General features: G+C 47.7%; 16 protein-coding genes and 1 pseudogene. 3 read left to right on the top strand and 14 right to left on the bottom strand.

Features of this window, described 5'->3' with window-relative positions; translation table 11 throughout:
• Positions 1-9: 9 nt before the first annotated feature.
• Positions 10-144: a hypothetical protein gene (locus tag BLU30_RS14610; RefSeq protein WP_278286232.1), complete on the bottom strand. Its 135-nt coding sequence runs from the start codon at positions 142-144 to the stop codon at positions 10-12.
• Between the two features lie 644 nt (positions 145-788).
• Here BLU30_RS14610 and BLU30_RS14440 point away from each other — a divergent pair.
• Positions 789-1,277 (top strand): annotated as a pseudogene (locus BLU30_RS14440) (trimethylamine methyltransferase family protein); the annotation flags it as partial.
• Entirely contained in the window at positions 1,251-1,901 is a 651-nt protein-coding gene (locus BLU30_RS14435) for a trimethylamine methyltransferase family protein (protein WP_340148112.1), read from the top strand. The pseudogene BLU30_RS14440 and the gene BLU30_RS14435, both read left to right, overlap by 27 nt.
• Positions 1,902-2,079: 178 nt before the next feature.
• Here BLU30_RS14435 and BLU30_RS00645 read toward each other — a convergent pair whose 3' ends face one another.
• The 12 genes from BLU30_RS00645 to BLU30_RS00595 form a co-directional block, all read right to left on the bottom strand.
• A complete protein-coding gene (locus BLU30_RS00645) occupies positions 2,080-2,550 on the bottom strand; it encodes a TetR/AcrR family transcriptional regulator (protein WP_176770773.1) in 471 nt (156 codons plus the stop codon).
• 263 nt (positions 2,551-2,813) lie between these two features.
• Positions 2,814-3,428 (bottom strand): DUF4125 family protein, encoded by a 615-nt coding sequence (locus BLU30_RS00640; RefSeq protein WP_090242378.1) that lies wholly within the window; start codon positions 3,426-3,428, stop codon positions 2,814-2,816.
• On the bottom strand, positions 3,425-4,351 hold the full coding sequence (locus BLU30_RS00635; protein WP_090242376.1) for a DUF4037 domain-containing protein: 927 nt from the start codon (positions 4,349-4,351) through the stop codon (positions 3,425-3,427). Before BLU30_RS00635 ends, BLU30_RS00640 begins: the two co-directional genes overlap by 4 nt.
• Positions 4,348-5,298 carry a tetratricopeptide repeat protein gene (locus BLU30_RS00630; RefSeq protein WP_176770772.1) on the bottom strand — a complete coding sequence of 317 codons (951 nt, stop codon included), beginning with the start codon at positions 5,296-5,298 and terminating at the stop codon, positions 4,348-4,350. Before BLU30_RS00630 ends, BLU30_RS00635 begins: the two co-directional genes overlap by 4 nt.
• A gap of 190 nt (positions 5,299-5,488) precedes the next feature.
• The gene (locus BLU30_RS00625) at positions 5,489-6,412 is read right to left on the bottom strand and encodes a sugar phosphate isomerase/epimerase family protein (RefSeq protein WP_090242372.1); all 924 of its coding nucleotides are present in this window, start codon (positions 6,410-6,412) and stop codon (positions 5,489-5,491) included.
• A gap of 50 nt (positions 6,413-6,462) precedes the next feature.
• Positions 6,463-8,100 (bottom strand): BCCT family transporter, encoded by a 1,638-nt coding sequence (locus tag BLU30_RS00620; protein WP_090242370.1) that lies wholly within the window; start codon positions 8,098-8,100, stop codon positions 6,463-6,465.
• 19 nt (positions 8,101-8,119) lie between these two features.
• A complete protein-coding gene (locus BLU30_RS14150) occupies positions 8,120-8,266 on the bottom strand; it encodes a hypothetical protein (RefSeq protein WP_176770771.1) in 147 nt (48 codons plus the stop codon).
• A 351-nt stretch (positions 8,267-8,617) separates the two neighbouring features.
• Positions 8,618-9,694, bottom strand: a complete 1,077-nt coding sequence (gene eutH / locus BLU30_RS00615; protein ID WP_090242368.1) for an ethanolamine utilization protein EutH — start codon at positions 9,692-9,694, stop codon at positions 8,618-8,620.
• A gap of 58 nt (positions 9,695-9,752) precedes the next feature.
• Positions 9,753-10,685 (bottom strand): YitT family protein, encoded by a 933-nt coding sequence (locus BLU30_RS00610; RefSeq protein ID WP_242873463.1) that lies wholly within the window; start codon positions 10,683-10,685, stop codon positions 9,753-9,755.
• Complete coding sequence (locus tag BLU30_RS00605; RefSeq protein WP_090242366.1) at positions 10,685-11,419, bottom strand: helix-turn-helix domain-containing protein; 735 nt, start codon at positions 11,417-11,419, stop codon at positions 10,685-10,687. The genes BLU30_RS00610 and BLU30_RS00605 overlap by 1 nt, the downstream gene beginning before the upstream one ends.
• Positions 11,420-11,476: 57 nt before the next feature.
• The gene (locus BLU30_RS00600) at positions 11,477-12,265 is read right to left on the bottom strand and encodes a glycyl-radical enzyme activating protein (protein WP_242873462.1); all 789 of its coding nucleotides are present in this window, start codon (positions 12,263-12,265) and stop codon (positions 11,477-11,479) included.
• Between the two features lie 324 nt (positions 12,266-12,589).
• Positions 12,590-13,810: an NAD/NADP octopine/nopaline dehydrogenase family protein gene (locus BLU30_RS00595; RefSeq protein WP_090242365.1), complete on the bottom strand. Its 1,221-nt coding sequence runs from the start codon at positions 13,808-13,810 to the stop codon at positions 12,590-12,592.
• A 311-nt stretch (positions 13,811-14,121) separates the two neighbouring features.
• Here BLU30_RS00595 and eutH (BLU30_RS00590) point away from each other — a divergent pair, with 311 nt between their 5' ends.
• Positions 14,122-15,234 carry an ethanolamine utilization protein EutH gene (gene eutH / locus BLU30_RS00590; protein WP_090242363.1) on the top strand — a complete coding sequence of 371 codons (1,113 nt, stop codon included), beginning with the start codon at positions 14,122-14,124 and terminating at the stop codon, positions 15,232-15,234.
• 36 nt (positions 15,235-15,270) lie between these two features.
• On the opposite strand, the gene BLU30_RS00585 is transcribed toward eutH (BLU30_RS00590), so the two are convergent.
• Positions 15,271-15,915 carry a TetR/AcrR family transcriptional regulator gene (locus BLU30_RS00585; RefSeq protein WP_176770770.1) on the bottom strand — a complete coding sequence of 215 codons (645 nt, stop codon included), beginning with the start codon at positions 15,913-15,915 and terminating at the stop codon, positions 15,271-15,273.
• Between the last annotated feature and the right edge of the window lie 19 nt (positions 15,916-15,934).

Genomic DNA, 15,934 nt, shown 5'->3' with positions numbered 1-15,934 from the left:
CCTCCTGCTTTACAAGTGCCGCTTTAGGGCCTGATACTGCTGGTAGGCATAACCCGCCAGGGCCAGCATCAAAAGCACCGCACCTGCAATGGCAATGACCATGAATTTTTTGGATTTTAGCCATTCTTTTTCTAAGCCTCTCATTTGAAATCCTCGATTATTCATGTTTTTCCCATTTTATATGAAGGCGATACCAGTGTCAAGCTTTATGCCGCAAAGCACGCTGGGGATGTTTAATCGCACAGGTATTTACTCCCAAGGATTTCTGTACCTCATTTACGTATTGCCGCTATATCGTTGACCGGGAGGTGAAGGACACCCTGCGATGCCCTCAGTATAAATTCATGAGGTGCAGACAAGAAAACAAGAGAACAGGCAAACTTTTCAAATGAATCTTTTTCATGATTAGCTTTAGTTGTTCTGATAAAATAGGAGAGAAGATGCTCTGACATTATCATAATTGTCCGGCATACGGTAAAAATTGAATTCGGGAATATTCGTCTAGACGGAAAATCCACTAAACCTAGTGTCAGCACATTTACCTAGTGCACGCTGTCCCTGACAGGGACCATCGCTGTTGGTATCTGCTTTTATGGGGTAAGCGGTCCGGTCAACATGTTTATGAATCCACCGGGATAAGTACGATGCGACCTACATTGAAGAAATGGCGGAGCTAGAAAACAAAGAATCTGTCGATTAAATTTTTTCACCCCCCAAAATGAACACGTTAATTTATTTTAGAATTCTCAAGTTCATAAATACACGCACTCAATGAATCTAAAATCCGAATGGTGAGAATTCGAAAGGAAAAACATATGTCAAGAGAACAAATGCCTCATGATGCCGCAATGGTCATCATGGAGGAAGTCGGAGTACGCATTCATAATACCAAGGCCCGTCAAATCTTAGCCGATAACGGCATCCAAATCCAGGGAGATACGGCCTACTTCACCAAAGGCTGGGTCACTTAATCTTTCACTCTATATGCCCGCAATCCCCAATATGACATGACGATTGGCGAGGGCAACGTCAATCCAGCACCAACCTATGGCTGTGCGTTCATTGATGATTGGGAAGGAAACCGCCGCCCCGGAACCATGGCAGACGTGATTAAGTGTCTGAAGCTTATCCATGCCGAAGACAGCTACAATTTCAATGGCGGCATTATGATTCAGCCTGGAGATGTTCCCCAGGACTACGCCTCCATCGCCATGTTCTACGCCACACTGCTCCACTCTGACAAAGCCATTATGTTACCCACCGGCTTTAAAGAAGAAATGGACATCATGCTGGCTGCCAGCTGCGCCCTCTTCAGCGGTAAGGAGGCCCTTATCAAGAAGCCCCAGGTGATTCGCCCTGGCACGCCAGTGGTCTGTGGCATCCAATCTACAGCCGCATATATGCGCGGTGGCATCACATTCGCCTGTGCCGCACCAGAAGGAACACTCATGCAGGGCTTCGCCGCTGATATGGGCCGTTTCTATGGATTTCCCTCACGAGGCGGTGGATGCCAAACCGATGCACCAGTCATCAATTGCCAGGCTGGCTACGAATCCATGTTGACCTTCTCCTCTGCCTACCGTCATGGCATCAACCTGGTGATGGAAGCTGGAGGGGTTATGGACAGCGTGAATGCAACTGCTTTTGAGAAGATGATTATCGATTTTGAAATCATCCGTCAAGTCAAAAAAGCTTTTACCCCCTTCGAGGTCAATGAAGAAAGCCTGAATCTGGAGGATATCAAAGAAATCGGCCATACCGGTAGCTTCGTCACTGCCGATAGCACCTTAGATAATTACACCGAGCTCTATTCCCCACAGATTGGGGCACGCAATGCCAAGGGTGCTGATTATTTTAAAGAAAGCATCAACAAACTTCTCGAACGCATTGAAACCCTATAATTCGATGTTTTAAGCGCCAAGCTGCCTATTCATTAAAAAATGCTGTGGATTTGAAACTTCATCCACAGCATTTTTTAATGGTGATTTCTTATAACAGTACCGATAATATGGCAGAGGTTCTTCTCGAGGAGCTGGCTGCACTCCCGTTCCAAGGCCTTCCGTTCAGAAAGATTCAGGTTCATACTTTCCGCCAGCATTCCCTCCATAATAAGAGGATTGGTGCGGCAATGGTATAATAATTAGCTAGGAACCGATCAGATCCCGAAAATGGAAATATTTCGAAATACTCCGCAATGGCGTTTTCAAAAACATTGTTATACTCTCCCCAGAATAATCCATAGTAGATGTCCGGCCGTTCAAAGGCATGGGAATTGAACAGCTGCCAGCCTTCGATATACACCTCAAGGAGATCCAAATCACTATCCAGCAACCGGGCGTATTCCATCATGTATTGGTTTAAAAAACGGACTGAAGCAACAACGACTACTTCCTCCAGGCTGTCAAAATATCGATAGAGTACAGCCGGTGAATAACCAAGCTCTCCCGCCAATTGACGCACCGTTAAAGTCGATGCATTTTGTTCCGTTAACTTTTTATAGGTCATCAGCACAAATGCATTCTTCGTTTCCTGTCCTTTTGTATATGCCATTTCCTCTTCCTTTGCGTATCTGGGTTGTATTACCATTGTAATGTGGGCCACTATCTTTGTCAAGAACCGGAAACCGCACAATTCCCCGTCTCCTTTCAACCACCTATAGAATCAGGGCGTTCCGCCGCCAAGCAACGTAACGCCCTGTATATTTTAAAGAATACCCCACCGCCCTCCCCTTTAATGAGAGGATATGGTAACTACAAAGGAGGGGATCCAAAATGCTCAAGGAGAACAGCAAGTTATATTCTCTAAAACCGCATTTATGATTTGCGGGGTAGTTTTCTCTCCGCCTCTGACAGGGATTGAAAACCGTATTGCTTTACTTCCTCTGCCAAGATATTTTTATTGAGGTTTTCACCCCGGGAATTCAAGGTGTCGATATAATCTTTATAAAGCAATAGTGTTTTTATTGAATAGGTTGACAATTCTCCCCTGAGGTAAGTTTCAAAGGAAGTCTGTTGGATACTATCCTGGGTACTGTAAATCGACCTTCCCCGTTTGATGAGTGTCGGATAACCCTGGGCCAGTTCTTCCAACCATAGCAGATGTATTTTACAGATTTCGTCAATCAGGTTTTGTTTTTCTGGCGTTAGCTTTGGCAGATAGGGCTCAATGGTGGCATATACAGAGGGATCTGTTTTCGCCATCATATAACCGTACTTCTCTGTCATGGGATTGCGCCCGGCTTCACGGGCTTCCTGGAGATCATCATGGTAGCTATCTAGAACCTCAAAAGACCAACCCCTCAGCTGGCTTTTTCGCATAATATAAAAAGTTCGCCAATCATCCTGACAATCCACCCGGCCACCGATATTTTTGACCCGATCCATAAATTTCCATTCTAATTCAATAATATATTCAATGATTAATTTCATCCCGTTACCTCCATAACAGAACGCTGCCGCAGCGTATCGTCCTGGATCCGTCGTAAGATATCCAGACGATGATTGTCTAAAAAAGAATCATCTCCATCAGTCAGCCCCTGACGGCGTAATTCACCCACCACGGTAAGGCAAATGCCCTCAATGCATTCCCTCCGCGCATCATCCCCCGCCTTCACCAGCCGAGTAAAGAGCTGCTGGGCGCGTGGCAGAACAGGACACGCCTCCAGCCCACGATGGCGCCACTTATAAAAAGGCGCATACCGCCGATTTAACAGATAAACGACTGAAAGTCCCGACTGAATAAACGCCGAAAAAGCCATTTGAGCTGCTACAATCTCCCCCCGGGCCAGACAGCGCGGGTAATTATATTGCCCCGATTGCGCCATCCCGGCAATGCCGTCGGCGAGTCTGCGCAATCGGACATCCTCGGGATAGTCCGCCATTAAATGATGGCGAATCTCTGAGAAAGTGCCAAGATGATCTTTGAAAACAGCGCCATTGGTGGCCGTTGCCAGGAAACTATCCGGAACGCTCAACCACTCCCGAAGGGTTGTTGGCCCCGCCGGCATGCCCGTGTAGCGTGTGAACCAGCGGGGGATGCTTTGAACCCCCACCCGGTGCGAGCCATGACCGCTGTCCTGTCGGGGTGGGTATCCGCCGATGGAGGGGGGGAGGCTTTCGTAGAGCGCCTGGAGCGGCTGCCCTTCGGCTTGATAATCCGCCTCAGTCATCCAGATGCAAAAGCCCGGACCCCAATCATGATCCATGGAATACGCATCGTCAAAGCCAAAACACTCTGAGCCCTCTCCCGCCAGGCCAAAGGCTAAGCGCGGATAAAGCTCCGGGAAGCGCTTTTTAATCCGTTCCTTCCCCAGAGCCTCGAAATAATAGCGCGACAGCTCCAGGCCTTTCATCGCGTAACCGTCTCCTGAATCCGTTTCAGCTCATTGCGGACCACCTTGGTCCGTTCGTGTTCCGGACCAAAGATAGCGGCATAGGTTTCGGCAGCATCCATCAGCGCCTGGATGGCCTGGTCCCATTTTTCCATTTTTAGATAGACCCAGTACATATTCTGGCAGGAAATACCATAATCGAGGTTCTTTCCAAAAAAACGATGGGTATGACGGGCCGCCTTTTCATAGGTCTCAATGGCTCTTTCATATTCCCCGGAGGCATAGAGAAATCCCCCCAAACTATTTAATGCTGCGGCGTAATGGGCATTTGCCACGGTCCCATTTTCTTCGAAAATTTCCAGAGCGCGATTCAGGCAGCGCATGGCGGTTCCATCATCCCCAGCTTCATGATAGAGGGCCGTCAAATTGCTATAGGTAACGGCCATCTCACTGCGGTGATCCGGCATCATCTGGATTTCCTCAAGGGCCAGCTCCAAATGCTTCACCGCTTTGGAAATCTGTCCGGTTTCCTGATAGGCCAGTGAAAGGTTGTTGTGCACACTGGCATACGCATAAGTATGCTGCTGCCCCAGATGCTCGTAAATCTCGATGGCTTCTTTAAACAGGCGAATGGCCTGATCATAGTGTCGGGCGAGTCGATACGTCCCTGCCATATTGTTAATCAGCGTCGCATACTCCAGGCTTTCCCTGCCCAGGTATTCGGAAATCGCCTTTTGGGCTTTGGTAAAAGCCGCCAGGGAGTCATGGTAACGGCTGGTGGAACGATAAAAGGATCCCTGCTCATTGTAAACACTCAGCAAAATGCCCTGATTGCGTGGCTTTCCCGTCATCTCCTGTTCGCACCAGGATAGATATCCCTCAATCGCCTCTAAATCTTTAGCCGCATAATAGGTGTGAAGGGTATCGTAGAACTCCTCCAGATGATGGACCATTCTATATTCTTTCATCGTTATACTACCCCTTCCTCCATGCTTCATAATTCTAATCCTATTCTATTCCAGATCCCCATAAGGTGTTTTGCTGATTTTCACCTTTTCTTAGCTATCTGTCGCACATCCGATGAGAGGAGTATCATTCGTTCTGTTAGCTTACGCGCAAAAAAGCAACACCCGTTAAGGTGCTGCAAAATATAGGGTATTAGCATCCGATGTTCAACACATCCTTCATGAAACGAATACTTTTACGCATTCCATCGATTTCCGCTTGTCTCCCATCCTCTAAGGAATATCCGCTCAAGGGCAGCTCGATTTCTAGATTGATGGTATCCAACTCTTCCGGGGCGAACTCCCTGAAGATTTTCATGACTTCCACCACATCCACATCACCGTCTCCAATGGCGCAGCCCAGAGAATGCGTCCCATCCGGGTCTGCGAAAACCCGGTTATCACAAAAATGGACACAATAGGAGTAGGGCGCCATCTTCCGCACGCATTCCTCAATTCCCTCCGACATCATCATTGAATTGATGGTATCACAGCAGGCTCCAATGAGGGGATGGTTTAACTGCTTGACCATATAGATGACTTCATCCGCAAACATATCACAGTGATTTTCAATGGCAATCTTCATACCATATTTTTCAATGGTGGGAATATTCTTTTTAAATTTCAATGTCAATCCAGCAATCTGTTCCATGGCCTCTGGGCACAGATTCGCATGGGAAATCGGGTGTGGATGTTCAACATCCAGACTGAATTTTACCAATGTCGCACCAATGGCATGGCCGATATCGAGTGCATCCTCAATACTGGCATTCACCCGGGGATCGCAGGGCGCGTTCAAGGATACATTCAACTCCAGATCCAAGCCGTGGACGGCTGCATCAGCCTTGACCGCTGCCAGATGTGCAGGGGTCGTATCGTTGTCCAAGTCGACCAAAGTGATATGAAGCACCTGAATTCCCTCTTCTACTGCGAGGTCCATTAACTTATCCAAGGTCAGGACCCGTTCAAAAGCATAAACTTCATTCGTGTTTTGAAAGCCCCAGCTTTCACCACAACCACTTAAGTGCAGAGTATAGCTGTGCATACCTAATTTGAATTTTCGATTCGCATTCTTCATTATAATTTCTCCTTTTTTTCTATCTTAATTCTATACTGAATCCGTAACACTTATTCCACTTCAGTTCCATTATCCAACGAAACCACAGGCTCATCGCTATTTTTATTCTGTCGTTTTTCACGAACCATCAACCGTTCCTCCTCCGGTACCTCTGTAATGAGATAGTTCTTCGTTTTCAACAGAGGCTTGCAGAGCTTAAATACCATCAGACATAGCCAGAGGGTCGGAATCGTCATGAGCAGTCCGCCGAGATTGAGTAAACCCTTAACGGCATCCATCCCTCCAGATATCACCAGCAAATACGCCACTGCCGAAACGCAGACCCCAATGATGATTTTAATATTCTTTGGTGGTTCAGAATCAATTTCCTGTCCATGAACGCAAAGCGTCGCAAGAGCGGAGGTGTTCGGGTCTGCCAAAGTAATAAAGGACAGGCAAACGGTGATAAGAAAAACAAACTGAACAATTTTTCCACCTGGCATGGCCCCCAAAACCTGATACAATGCCGTCTGCATCCCCAATTGCTGAACCTGGCCCCAAACATCCACCATTCCGCTGGTCTGCATCTTCATAATCATGCCCGCAAAAATAGCGATAAAGGTACAACAGAACAGCGAAGGTACCAGAATTTCCACCAGGATAAACTGACGAACGGTTCGTCCCTTACCCATACGCGCTAAAAACATTCCGATAACAGGTGCATAGATGAAGAAAGAATTCCAGAAGGTAATGGTCCATTCATTGGCCCATTGATCCTGGGATGCCAAGGTGTTATTAAACGTAATCTTCTGCCAGAAATTCCCCATGAGATCCCCCATGGCTTCTGTCCCGATTTTTCCAATAAATTGGGCATCCCCGAAAGCAACAACATAAATCATCAATCCAAAAAAGCAGAACATGCAGGCTGTAGAGACATAGGTCAGGCCTTTATTGATACCCGTCAGACAGGAAATGATAAAAAATGCCGCTACAAACAGGGTGATCAGCAAATAAATCGTTGGTCCTTGCTGCAGCCCGAAGACCGCATTGATTCCACCGCTAATCTGCATCAGGCCCGCCCCCATGGAATTGGACACACCACTGGCGACTGCATAACCACACATAATATGGAGGATTGTCGTCAGCCAACGCATACGACGCTGGAAGGTCGTCTCAACCAGCGGTTCAAAGGATAATGACTTCTGGTAATTAAAGGTCAGCAGTGCAAAGGCTACCGCTGGCAAGGCGTAGATGAAATACTGGACGAAGGACCAGTCAAACATCGCCTGACTGACGGCAAAAATTGCTGCTTCACGGCTCTCCGGTGTAATACCAGCCGCTACAGGGGGTGATATATAGTGGAAGATTGGTTCCCCCATGGCCCAGAACAAAAGCCCGCAGCCAATCCCCCCACAGATCGAAATGGAAAACCACTGCCAGGTCGTAAACTCTGGCTTCGCATCCTTCCCACCAATGACAACATCGCCGTATTTAAAGACGACTAAAACGATTCCTAATACCACGATGATAACCGCAAGCAGGTTAATCCACCAGCCAAAAATATCTCCAACAATATAAATCATATTCGACATCACGGCTCCAAACTGCTCCGTGAAGAAAACCCCAAAAATGATTTCAATCACTAATGCGGCAACGATGGTGATCAAAACACCCTTATAAATTTTCCCCTTCTGTTCTTTGGTCTCCATTGACACATACCTCTCCCTTTCAATTAAACCTTTTGCTTAAATCAACGTCATCCCATAACCAATCTTCAATTGGCCATTGACCAATAACGCGTCCGATACTGAAAAGGCCTGGATTGTCCACATCATATATCAAACCAGCCCGTTGTGCAACGTCCATTGATTTCAAAACGTTATGCTCCTCCCTCCTGTTAGACTCATTTCCTTATTATTGGCACAGGATGTCCCATTTCCAATGACATCCTGCTGTTACATGCTTATATAAGCAAAGTGCATGCCAAAAACCCATCAAAATACACATTTCACATTATTTCAAGTGAACAGCTCAATGATAACGGGTGCAATCCCGCCATTCTAAAGGGGTTCTGGCTTTTTCGATTTCATATAAAAAAAAAGAGAATACAGAAATATAATTTTGCATGCAATCTTATCTTACGAGAACACTGCAAACTAATCTGCACTCCCTTTGCATTTCAGAAAAATATTCTGCATATTTTTCTGCAGTTAGTGAAGGGTACCTTTAAATGAGGTGCTTTTTAAACATAAAACGCGCCATCGCCATGCCCAAAAATCCTGCCAACACCTTCATCCCCATAAAGATCACCAGAGTGGAACCCGTGGTAAATTGAGCAACGAATGCCATCTGGGCACCGATGACATAGGAGCCCATCACAGAAAAGGCTCCATTCATCAGCTTCCCTTCATAATCCATATCCTTAAACATCGGAAGCATGATGAGAGAAGACATAAAGCTTAATAAAATCCCTAAAAGGCTATAGGTATTTATGCCAATTTGACGTGACAGCGCCGCAATGGAACGATTGAAATAATGGATGATGGCTTCGGACAGCACCATGCCACCACCCAAAGTGACGGTCATCTTCAATGCAATGCCCAATCCCTCCAGTGCTTGGTCCCGAGGAACAAGGGCCATTTCCGGTAAAAATAATCCAATAATGACAATGATGGTGGCGAAATGAGCTAAGCGTTCCATGAATCGGCCGAAAAATAAAAGCCCTCTCTGGGTTGCCTGCGGAAAACGGGATACCCCCAAAATCAGCAAGGCACAGACAAAAAGGACCGGCAGCAGATTCAAACACAGGACGCCCAGGGGAACACTCAAAAGCAATCCCCCGATGAACAGCGTTGGCGGTACGGCCAACACCCCAGGGATAATGCCGTTCATAATAATACCCAGATCTTCTCCATCGATAAAGGACAGGATAACCGGCATCATAAAGCACACCAGGCAGCCGATGCTGCTGGCTACCAGCGTCCCTGCAAAAAGCCCCAGCTCTGGAGTCGACGCAATGGCTTGGGCAACGGGTAAGCCCCCCATACCGGTTTCCAAAACCATGGTGACCAGAACGGCAGGGTCGAAGGGAAGCACGCCGGAAACAGCAGTAATGGTATCCAGATAACGTGTTGCAACCACCACGCTGATGCAGTAGAAACCCACGATGAGCATGACCATATTGCCAATCTGTTTCACCCCATCGAAATAACCTTTGCTGATTTTTAAATGTCCGCCGGACAGGCTGTCTAAAAAACCAAGCACCCATAGGGCAAGCATCACTAATACGAGAACATTATTCATTGGTTTTTCCAACCACCTTTCCTAAATTTAACTACGGCTATGGGATGACAACACCCTCCTATTCCGTTGGCTTCTGATAAAAATACCCTTGGATGACCTGCGTTTGGATGGAATTCACAAAGGCCTTGGGGTCCACCTGACGTATAACATTCATAATCTGCCGCACTTCTCCCCGGGAGACGATGGAATAAACGATATGCCGCTGGCCCTGTTCATAGGAGCCGATGCCATTTAAAATCGTGGCACCATGCTGGCTGACCGCATAGATAGCCTGGCTGACCTCCCGGGGCTTATCCGTCAGAACAAAGAGGGTCTGCTGCTGATATTTGTGATATAGGGCCTTCACCACCTGGGTAAAGGCATACTGGAAGAGGATCGAATACAGGGCCTGATCCCACCCAAAGAGAAAGCCGGCAACCATAAGAATGGCGATATTAAACCCCAAAAGGATATTCCAGGCATCCACTCCCTTGCGCACGGAAAGGAAGATGGAGATAAAATCCGTACCGCCGGCGGTTGCATCCGCCCATAGACACAGAACACTGGCAAACCCACCAATCACCCCGCCAAAAACACTGATGAGCAACACGTCATAGGTCACCACATAGGGTGGAATCATATCCGTAATGACAGCGGCCAATACAATGGTGTAACAGGAATAAGCCGTGAATTTCTTTCCCAGATACCGGAAGCCAATCACCACCGGAATGGCATTCAACAGGATATTAATGGGCGTATAAGGGATCGCCGTATTAAAATAAGTGGACGCAATGCGCTGAATGAGCAGGGTCAACCCACCGACCCCACCGGGGAAAAGATTCCCGGCATTGATGAAGGTCTTGGTGTTCACTGCGGTCAGGATTGCAGACACCGTTAAAAGAAGTAACCGGAAAATGACTTTTCCGGTTTGATCCAAGGGTGTTTTATAACGCAGATAAATCTGCTTAATTTTTGAGCTCATGCGTTTCCCATCCCAATCAATGCCATCCATCAGCCTATCATCCGGGATACAGACCTGCCCCCATCCCGTCCGGTATGGCTTTCCCGGTACATCTTCGGAGTCATCCCTGTGATGCTTCGGAAGGCCCGGGTAAAGGTCGAATTACTGCTGTAGCCGACCATGACGGCGATATTGGTGACACTAAAGCGGGTATTCCGAAGCAGGTCCTTCGCCTTCTCCACCCGGGTGCGCCGGAGATAAATGCCCGGTGACACCCCGGTTTGCTGTTTAAACCAATCATTGTAATAGGTCACATTGTAGCGTTCGATTTCTGCCAGATCATTCACGGTGATGGGCAGGTCATAATGGTCGCAAATATAGCGAATGGAGGGCGGTTCATGGTTCTCAATGAGCTTACTGTACAGATAATTATAGAGAAACCGCACCGATTGACTCTCCGGCATTTGACGTAGCTCTGCCTGAATTAGCTCCACCAACTGGATAATCTGGCCCTCCATGGAGACGATGATGGGGCTGGCCAGCATCACCTGGTCTTTTTCGTCTGGTGGTTCCACCAGGTTCAAGGCCAAGATTTCCCCGTAAAAATTGCAATCATGCTGCATCCCTTTAGGTACCAGGCATAATTCCTGGGGCGTCATGGAATAATCGACATCGTCGATGCGAATGGTCATCGATTTTTGGAGGGGGACTAAAATCTGTACATAATCGTGGACATGCTCACCCCGGCATTCATGGAATCTACAAATAGCGATTGCTTGATTCATCTTCCAGCACCTGTTCATCCTTTCATTATTTCGTTTTAATCTGCAAACGGATAGCCATCATAAAACGGTAGGTACATATTCTTCCATCATTTTTCGAATCTCTGTCATCCGGTCTTTATCCGGGGGCAATGTCCCTTCCAGTTTGTAGGGGATGCCCAATTTCCGGTAGGTATCATTGCCCAGTCGGTGATAGGGCAGCAGCTGCAAATACGAAAGATGCTGAAGGCCACGGCAGAATTCTCCCATTCGCCTTAGCTCCTTCTCATCATCATTCACTCCTGGAATAATGGGGATTCGCACAATCAGACGGAGTTTTTCTGCATAATCGTTGGTGGCCAACAGGTTTTCAAGAATCAGTGCATTACTGACCCCACAATATTTCTGATGGCGATCCTCCGAGTAAAACTTCAAATCCACAAATGCCGTGTTCACATGGGATAGGATACTTTTAACCGTTGGCCACTTCGCATAAAAGGACGTCTCAATGGCCGTATCGATTCCTTCTCGACGTGCCTGTTTCAGAAGCAATTGGGAGAACTCCGGCTGGGCCAGTAGCTCTCCTCCCGATACGGTCAGGCCACCACCAGAGTGGAAATAGAAGGGGCTGTCCTTCCGCACCTCCTTTAGGACCTCCTCTACCGTCATGATTCGTCCATAAACCGTCGATTCTGTCTCTTCGATTTTAAAGCGCTGGCTTTCCGGGGTGGAGCACCACCAGCAATTCAGATAACATCCCTTTAAAAAGACCACTGTCCGAAAGCCCTCGCCATCATAGATTGAGCTCCGCTCGATTCGCAGCACCAATCCCTGTTTTTCTTTCCCTTCATAATCGATCTTCATCTGCATTATTCCCCTTCTTCGATCTACTAAGCTTTACACAATAATAATAGCAAGTATCGTGCCAGTCCTTCCGCTACCAATTTATTTTCCTCTACACCCACAGCGATAGCCTATTCATGCACGTTTTTATAGAATCGTCACGGGTTTGGATGCAAACAAAGTGCAAATAATAAGGATAGAAGTGCAAATATTTTTTGCGATTTCCATGGGTTTTTGCAAAGTATTCTGCACTTAATGAAAGACGCATTTCCCTTATGGTTGGTTTCGGAGAAAACCATCCGGAGAAATGCGTCTTATTAATATTGGAGCCCATCCACTCCAATATATTTATTATTTTGCGGTGTAAACACCTTCACGAACGTATTTCTGCAGCTCTTCATCACTCATGTGATCAATATCCAGATAATCCAGAGTATACTTGCTTTCTGCAATAAGGTCACGTTTAATCATAATATTAGCCAGGTATACCATGGAATCAACCGTCGGTGTGGGTACGCCATATTTCTTACCCAACTGCTGGATAAGGAAGCATCCTACTGGCACATCCTCTGTGATATAGCGGTTTTCCAAATCGAAGGGACCATCGCCGTAGAAGTTTTCATATTTTTCTGTGAAAGGAACTGCGAAATCCGGGCCCATGTATTCCTTGCCGTACATGGTGGTACGGGAGAAGAAATCTTCATAGTTCACGGTACAGACATCCACATTCATAGCCTTAGCCAGCGCTTTTTCTTCTTCCCAGAAGACAGCCTGAACCTCTGCGATAGCTGGGCAGAGTGCAAATCCATATAAAGAGTAGTTTTTCTTATCCTGACCCAGGACGGTATCAAAGTTCTGCATAACGGCAGCACCCAAGACTGTTCCAGGGACATGGATGACGGGGTTGACATTGGACAGATTGACGTCAATGACGGTATTCCCAGTCACGAATCCATCGCCGGTGCGGATGGCATCCAATGCCGGGATATAGTTGGCCGACTCGATGAAGTCCGGTGTATCGCAGTGAGGTAAAGCAGCCCCACGAATGGTGGTGATGCGGTCTTCGACCTTGCATTCATTGGTGACGACACCACCGCGGTTGACGATGCGCACGCCGTAGGGAGCGGTGTACCATGCGCCGACGATGACTTTGGTGGTGCAGCCCAGTTCACGCATGAGTTTTCTAAAGACGAAGGTCCCACAGTTGTCCGGCAGGATGTGGATGACCTGGCCATCTTCCAGCAGGGGAATCAATTCCCGGAAAATGGGTTCGTGAGCCATGGCCACAGTTCCGACGACGATAATCCCGGCACCCTTAACGGCTTCTGCCATGTTGGTGGTTGCCAGCTCGACAAAACCGGTCCCCCGACGTTCGAATCCATAGTAGCTGAATTGGTTGCCCGTCAGCTTAATACCTGTGCGTTCGATATTGTTGAAATTCTTTTTAAAGGCTTCCTGTTCCCAGATCCGTACCTTGGAACCTGCTAAGGCGCAGTCGCCAGCCATTGTTTTACCAACGCCACCACAGCCCAGGATTGCGATCGGCATATCCTTTAAATAACTCATGTCCATTTGTTTGTCCTCCTTAGGGATTTTTGATGACTGGTCCATCTGAACCAGTGAATGAATGAGTCTACTTTGGTTTTAAGTCATTGACTCTTGACCACTGACTTGCGTTCATTATATCGGGTCATCGCCCATTTGTAAAGCATAATTTTAAAAAAAATTTCGACTTTGCTTTTTCTCATACTCTTTTCGCCGAACATCGTATAAATGGCTTGTTTCCTTGATTTACAGGGTGTCCTGAGCTAAGATTGAGCCTGCATCCCATCGGTCAAACTCACGTTAACCAATGATTAAAATCCATTCTCAGGAGGACATGTATGAATGCAATTGCTGCTGTTTTTTTCTGCTTAGGTGCCATTGATTACCTTCTTAATAATCGCTTTGGTCTGGGAAAGGCCTTTCGTGAAGGTCTGGACGCCATTGTGGAGCTGCTTTTTTTAATGACGGGCTTTATTGCGCTGGCACCCTGGCTCAATAATGCTTTGGCCCCCGTCGTTGGTCCCTTCTTTAAAGGAATCGGCTGTGACCCATCGCTCTTTGCCGGAATGCTGCTCTCCTGCGATAGTGGCGGTGCTGTTTTAGGTGCTGCCATGGCTTCCGATGCCACTGCGGGATTGTATAATGGCATGGTGGTCGGTGCCTTTCTCGGCATTAACGTCATGATTACCATCCCTTTGGTCTTAGAAAATACCCGGGGCAGCCGTCAGGTTTTTGCGGTTCAGGGACTCTTGATTGGTTTTCTGACCCTTCCGGTTGGCTGTGTGATTACGGGCCTGCTGGCGGGCATCCCGGTTTCGATTATCCTGGCCAATACCTGGCCCGTGCTGGCCATCTCCTTGTTGCTGCTCGTACTCTTTAAGGTATGTGGCAATCGTATCCTCTCCGTCTTCAAAGGATTTTCCTTTTTTATCCGCTTCATTGCTTTGGGTGGCTTCTCCATCTCTGTGGTCCAGGAGTTCCTGAATTTCACGATTCTCCCGGGCCTGACCCCTTTATCTGAGATTTTTCCTGTGATCTGTCACATTGGTGTCTTCCTGGCGGGCATTCTGCCCTTTATGGCGCTCATGCGCCGGCTTTTAAAAAAGCCTTTGGGTATCCTGGCCAGCCGTCTCCAAATCAATACCACCTCCATGATGGGGCTGATCATCTGTGCGGCTAATCCCATTCCCGTCATGCTGGACAGCGATGCCCTGGATGAGAAGGGCTGTATGCTCAATGTCGCCTTCCTCACACCGGCCTGCTTTGCCGCTGGCGATTTTCTGGCCTTTTCCATGCAGTATTATCCCCCCATCGCCATTCCCCTCATGATTGGAAAGCTCCTGACCGGACTGCTCGGTTTAACCCTGGCCTTCGCCTTCGACGCCCTCAGATCCCGCAGTACGACCCCAGCGCCGGCATCTGCCACCGCCCTGGCCTCTCATAACGAATAGATTTCTCCAAAAAATAAAAAAAGCTGGCCAGCGCTATTACTGGTCAGCAGGCGATTTGCTTTGCATCATGCCCATTGCGGTATTCCGAATCCCATCTGCAATCATATCCGCAAGGCTGCCGCCCTGGTCATCGATACACCAGAGCACCTCCACGCCAATGAGAGTGGACAGGAGAAGATGGACGAAATAGGCGGCTGGCTTTCCGGCATCCAGGACCCCCTGTTCCTGCCCGCGCGTGACGATGAGGGTCAGGCACTTCAAAAGATCCCGGTCCTCCCCGTAAAAGTTATAATCCGGGAAGGTGAAGTAATTGGAGACCATGGCCTTGATAATCCCCTTCCCCCGTTTTTCATACTCGGTGTAGGAAATGCGTGCAAAGTCGATGACCATCTCCGGGAAGGCTTCTTCTTTGACCTGATTGTAGGCGGCCTCGTAGACCTGATCCGATTGTTTGAAGGTATAGAAGACTAAGGCTTCCTTGGATTCAAAGTAGGTATAGAAGCTGCCCTTGGCCACATTGGCGGATGAGGTGATATCCTCGATGCTGACGTTATTGAAGCCACGCTCATTGATAATGGCCACCGCAGCATTGTAAATTTTATCCTTGGTCTCCAGAGCCTGAAGCTGTCGCTTGGTCAGCCGTTTCTCTGGCTTGGTTGAAGCTGTTTTTAGATTTTTCAATGGTATTTTCTCCATTTAG

The sequence above is a fragment of the Eubacterium barkeri genome (genome assembly GCF_900107125.1).
Classification (GTDB): domain Bacteria; phylum Bacillota; class Clostridia; order Eubacteriales; family Eubacteriaceae; genus Eubacterium_O; species Eubacterium_O barkeri.
This window is presented reverse-complemented; position numbering and strand designations above follow the sequence as displayed.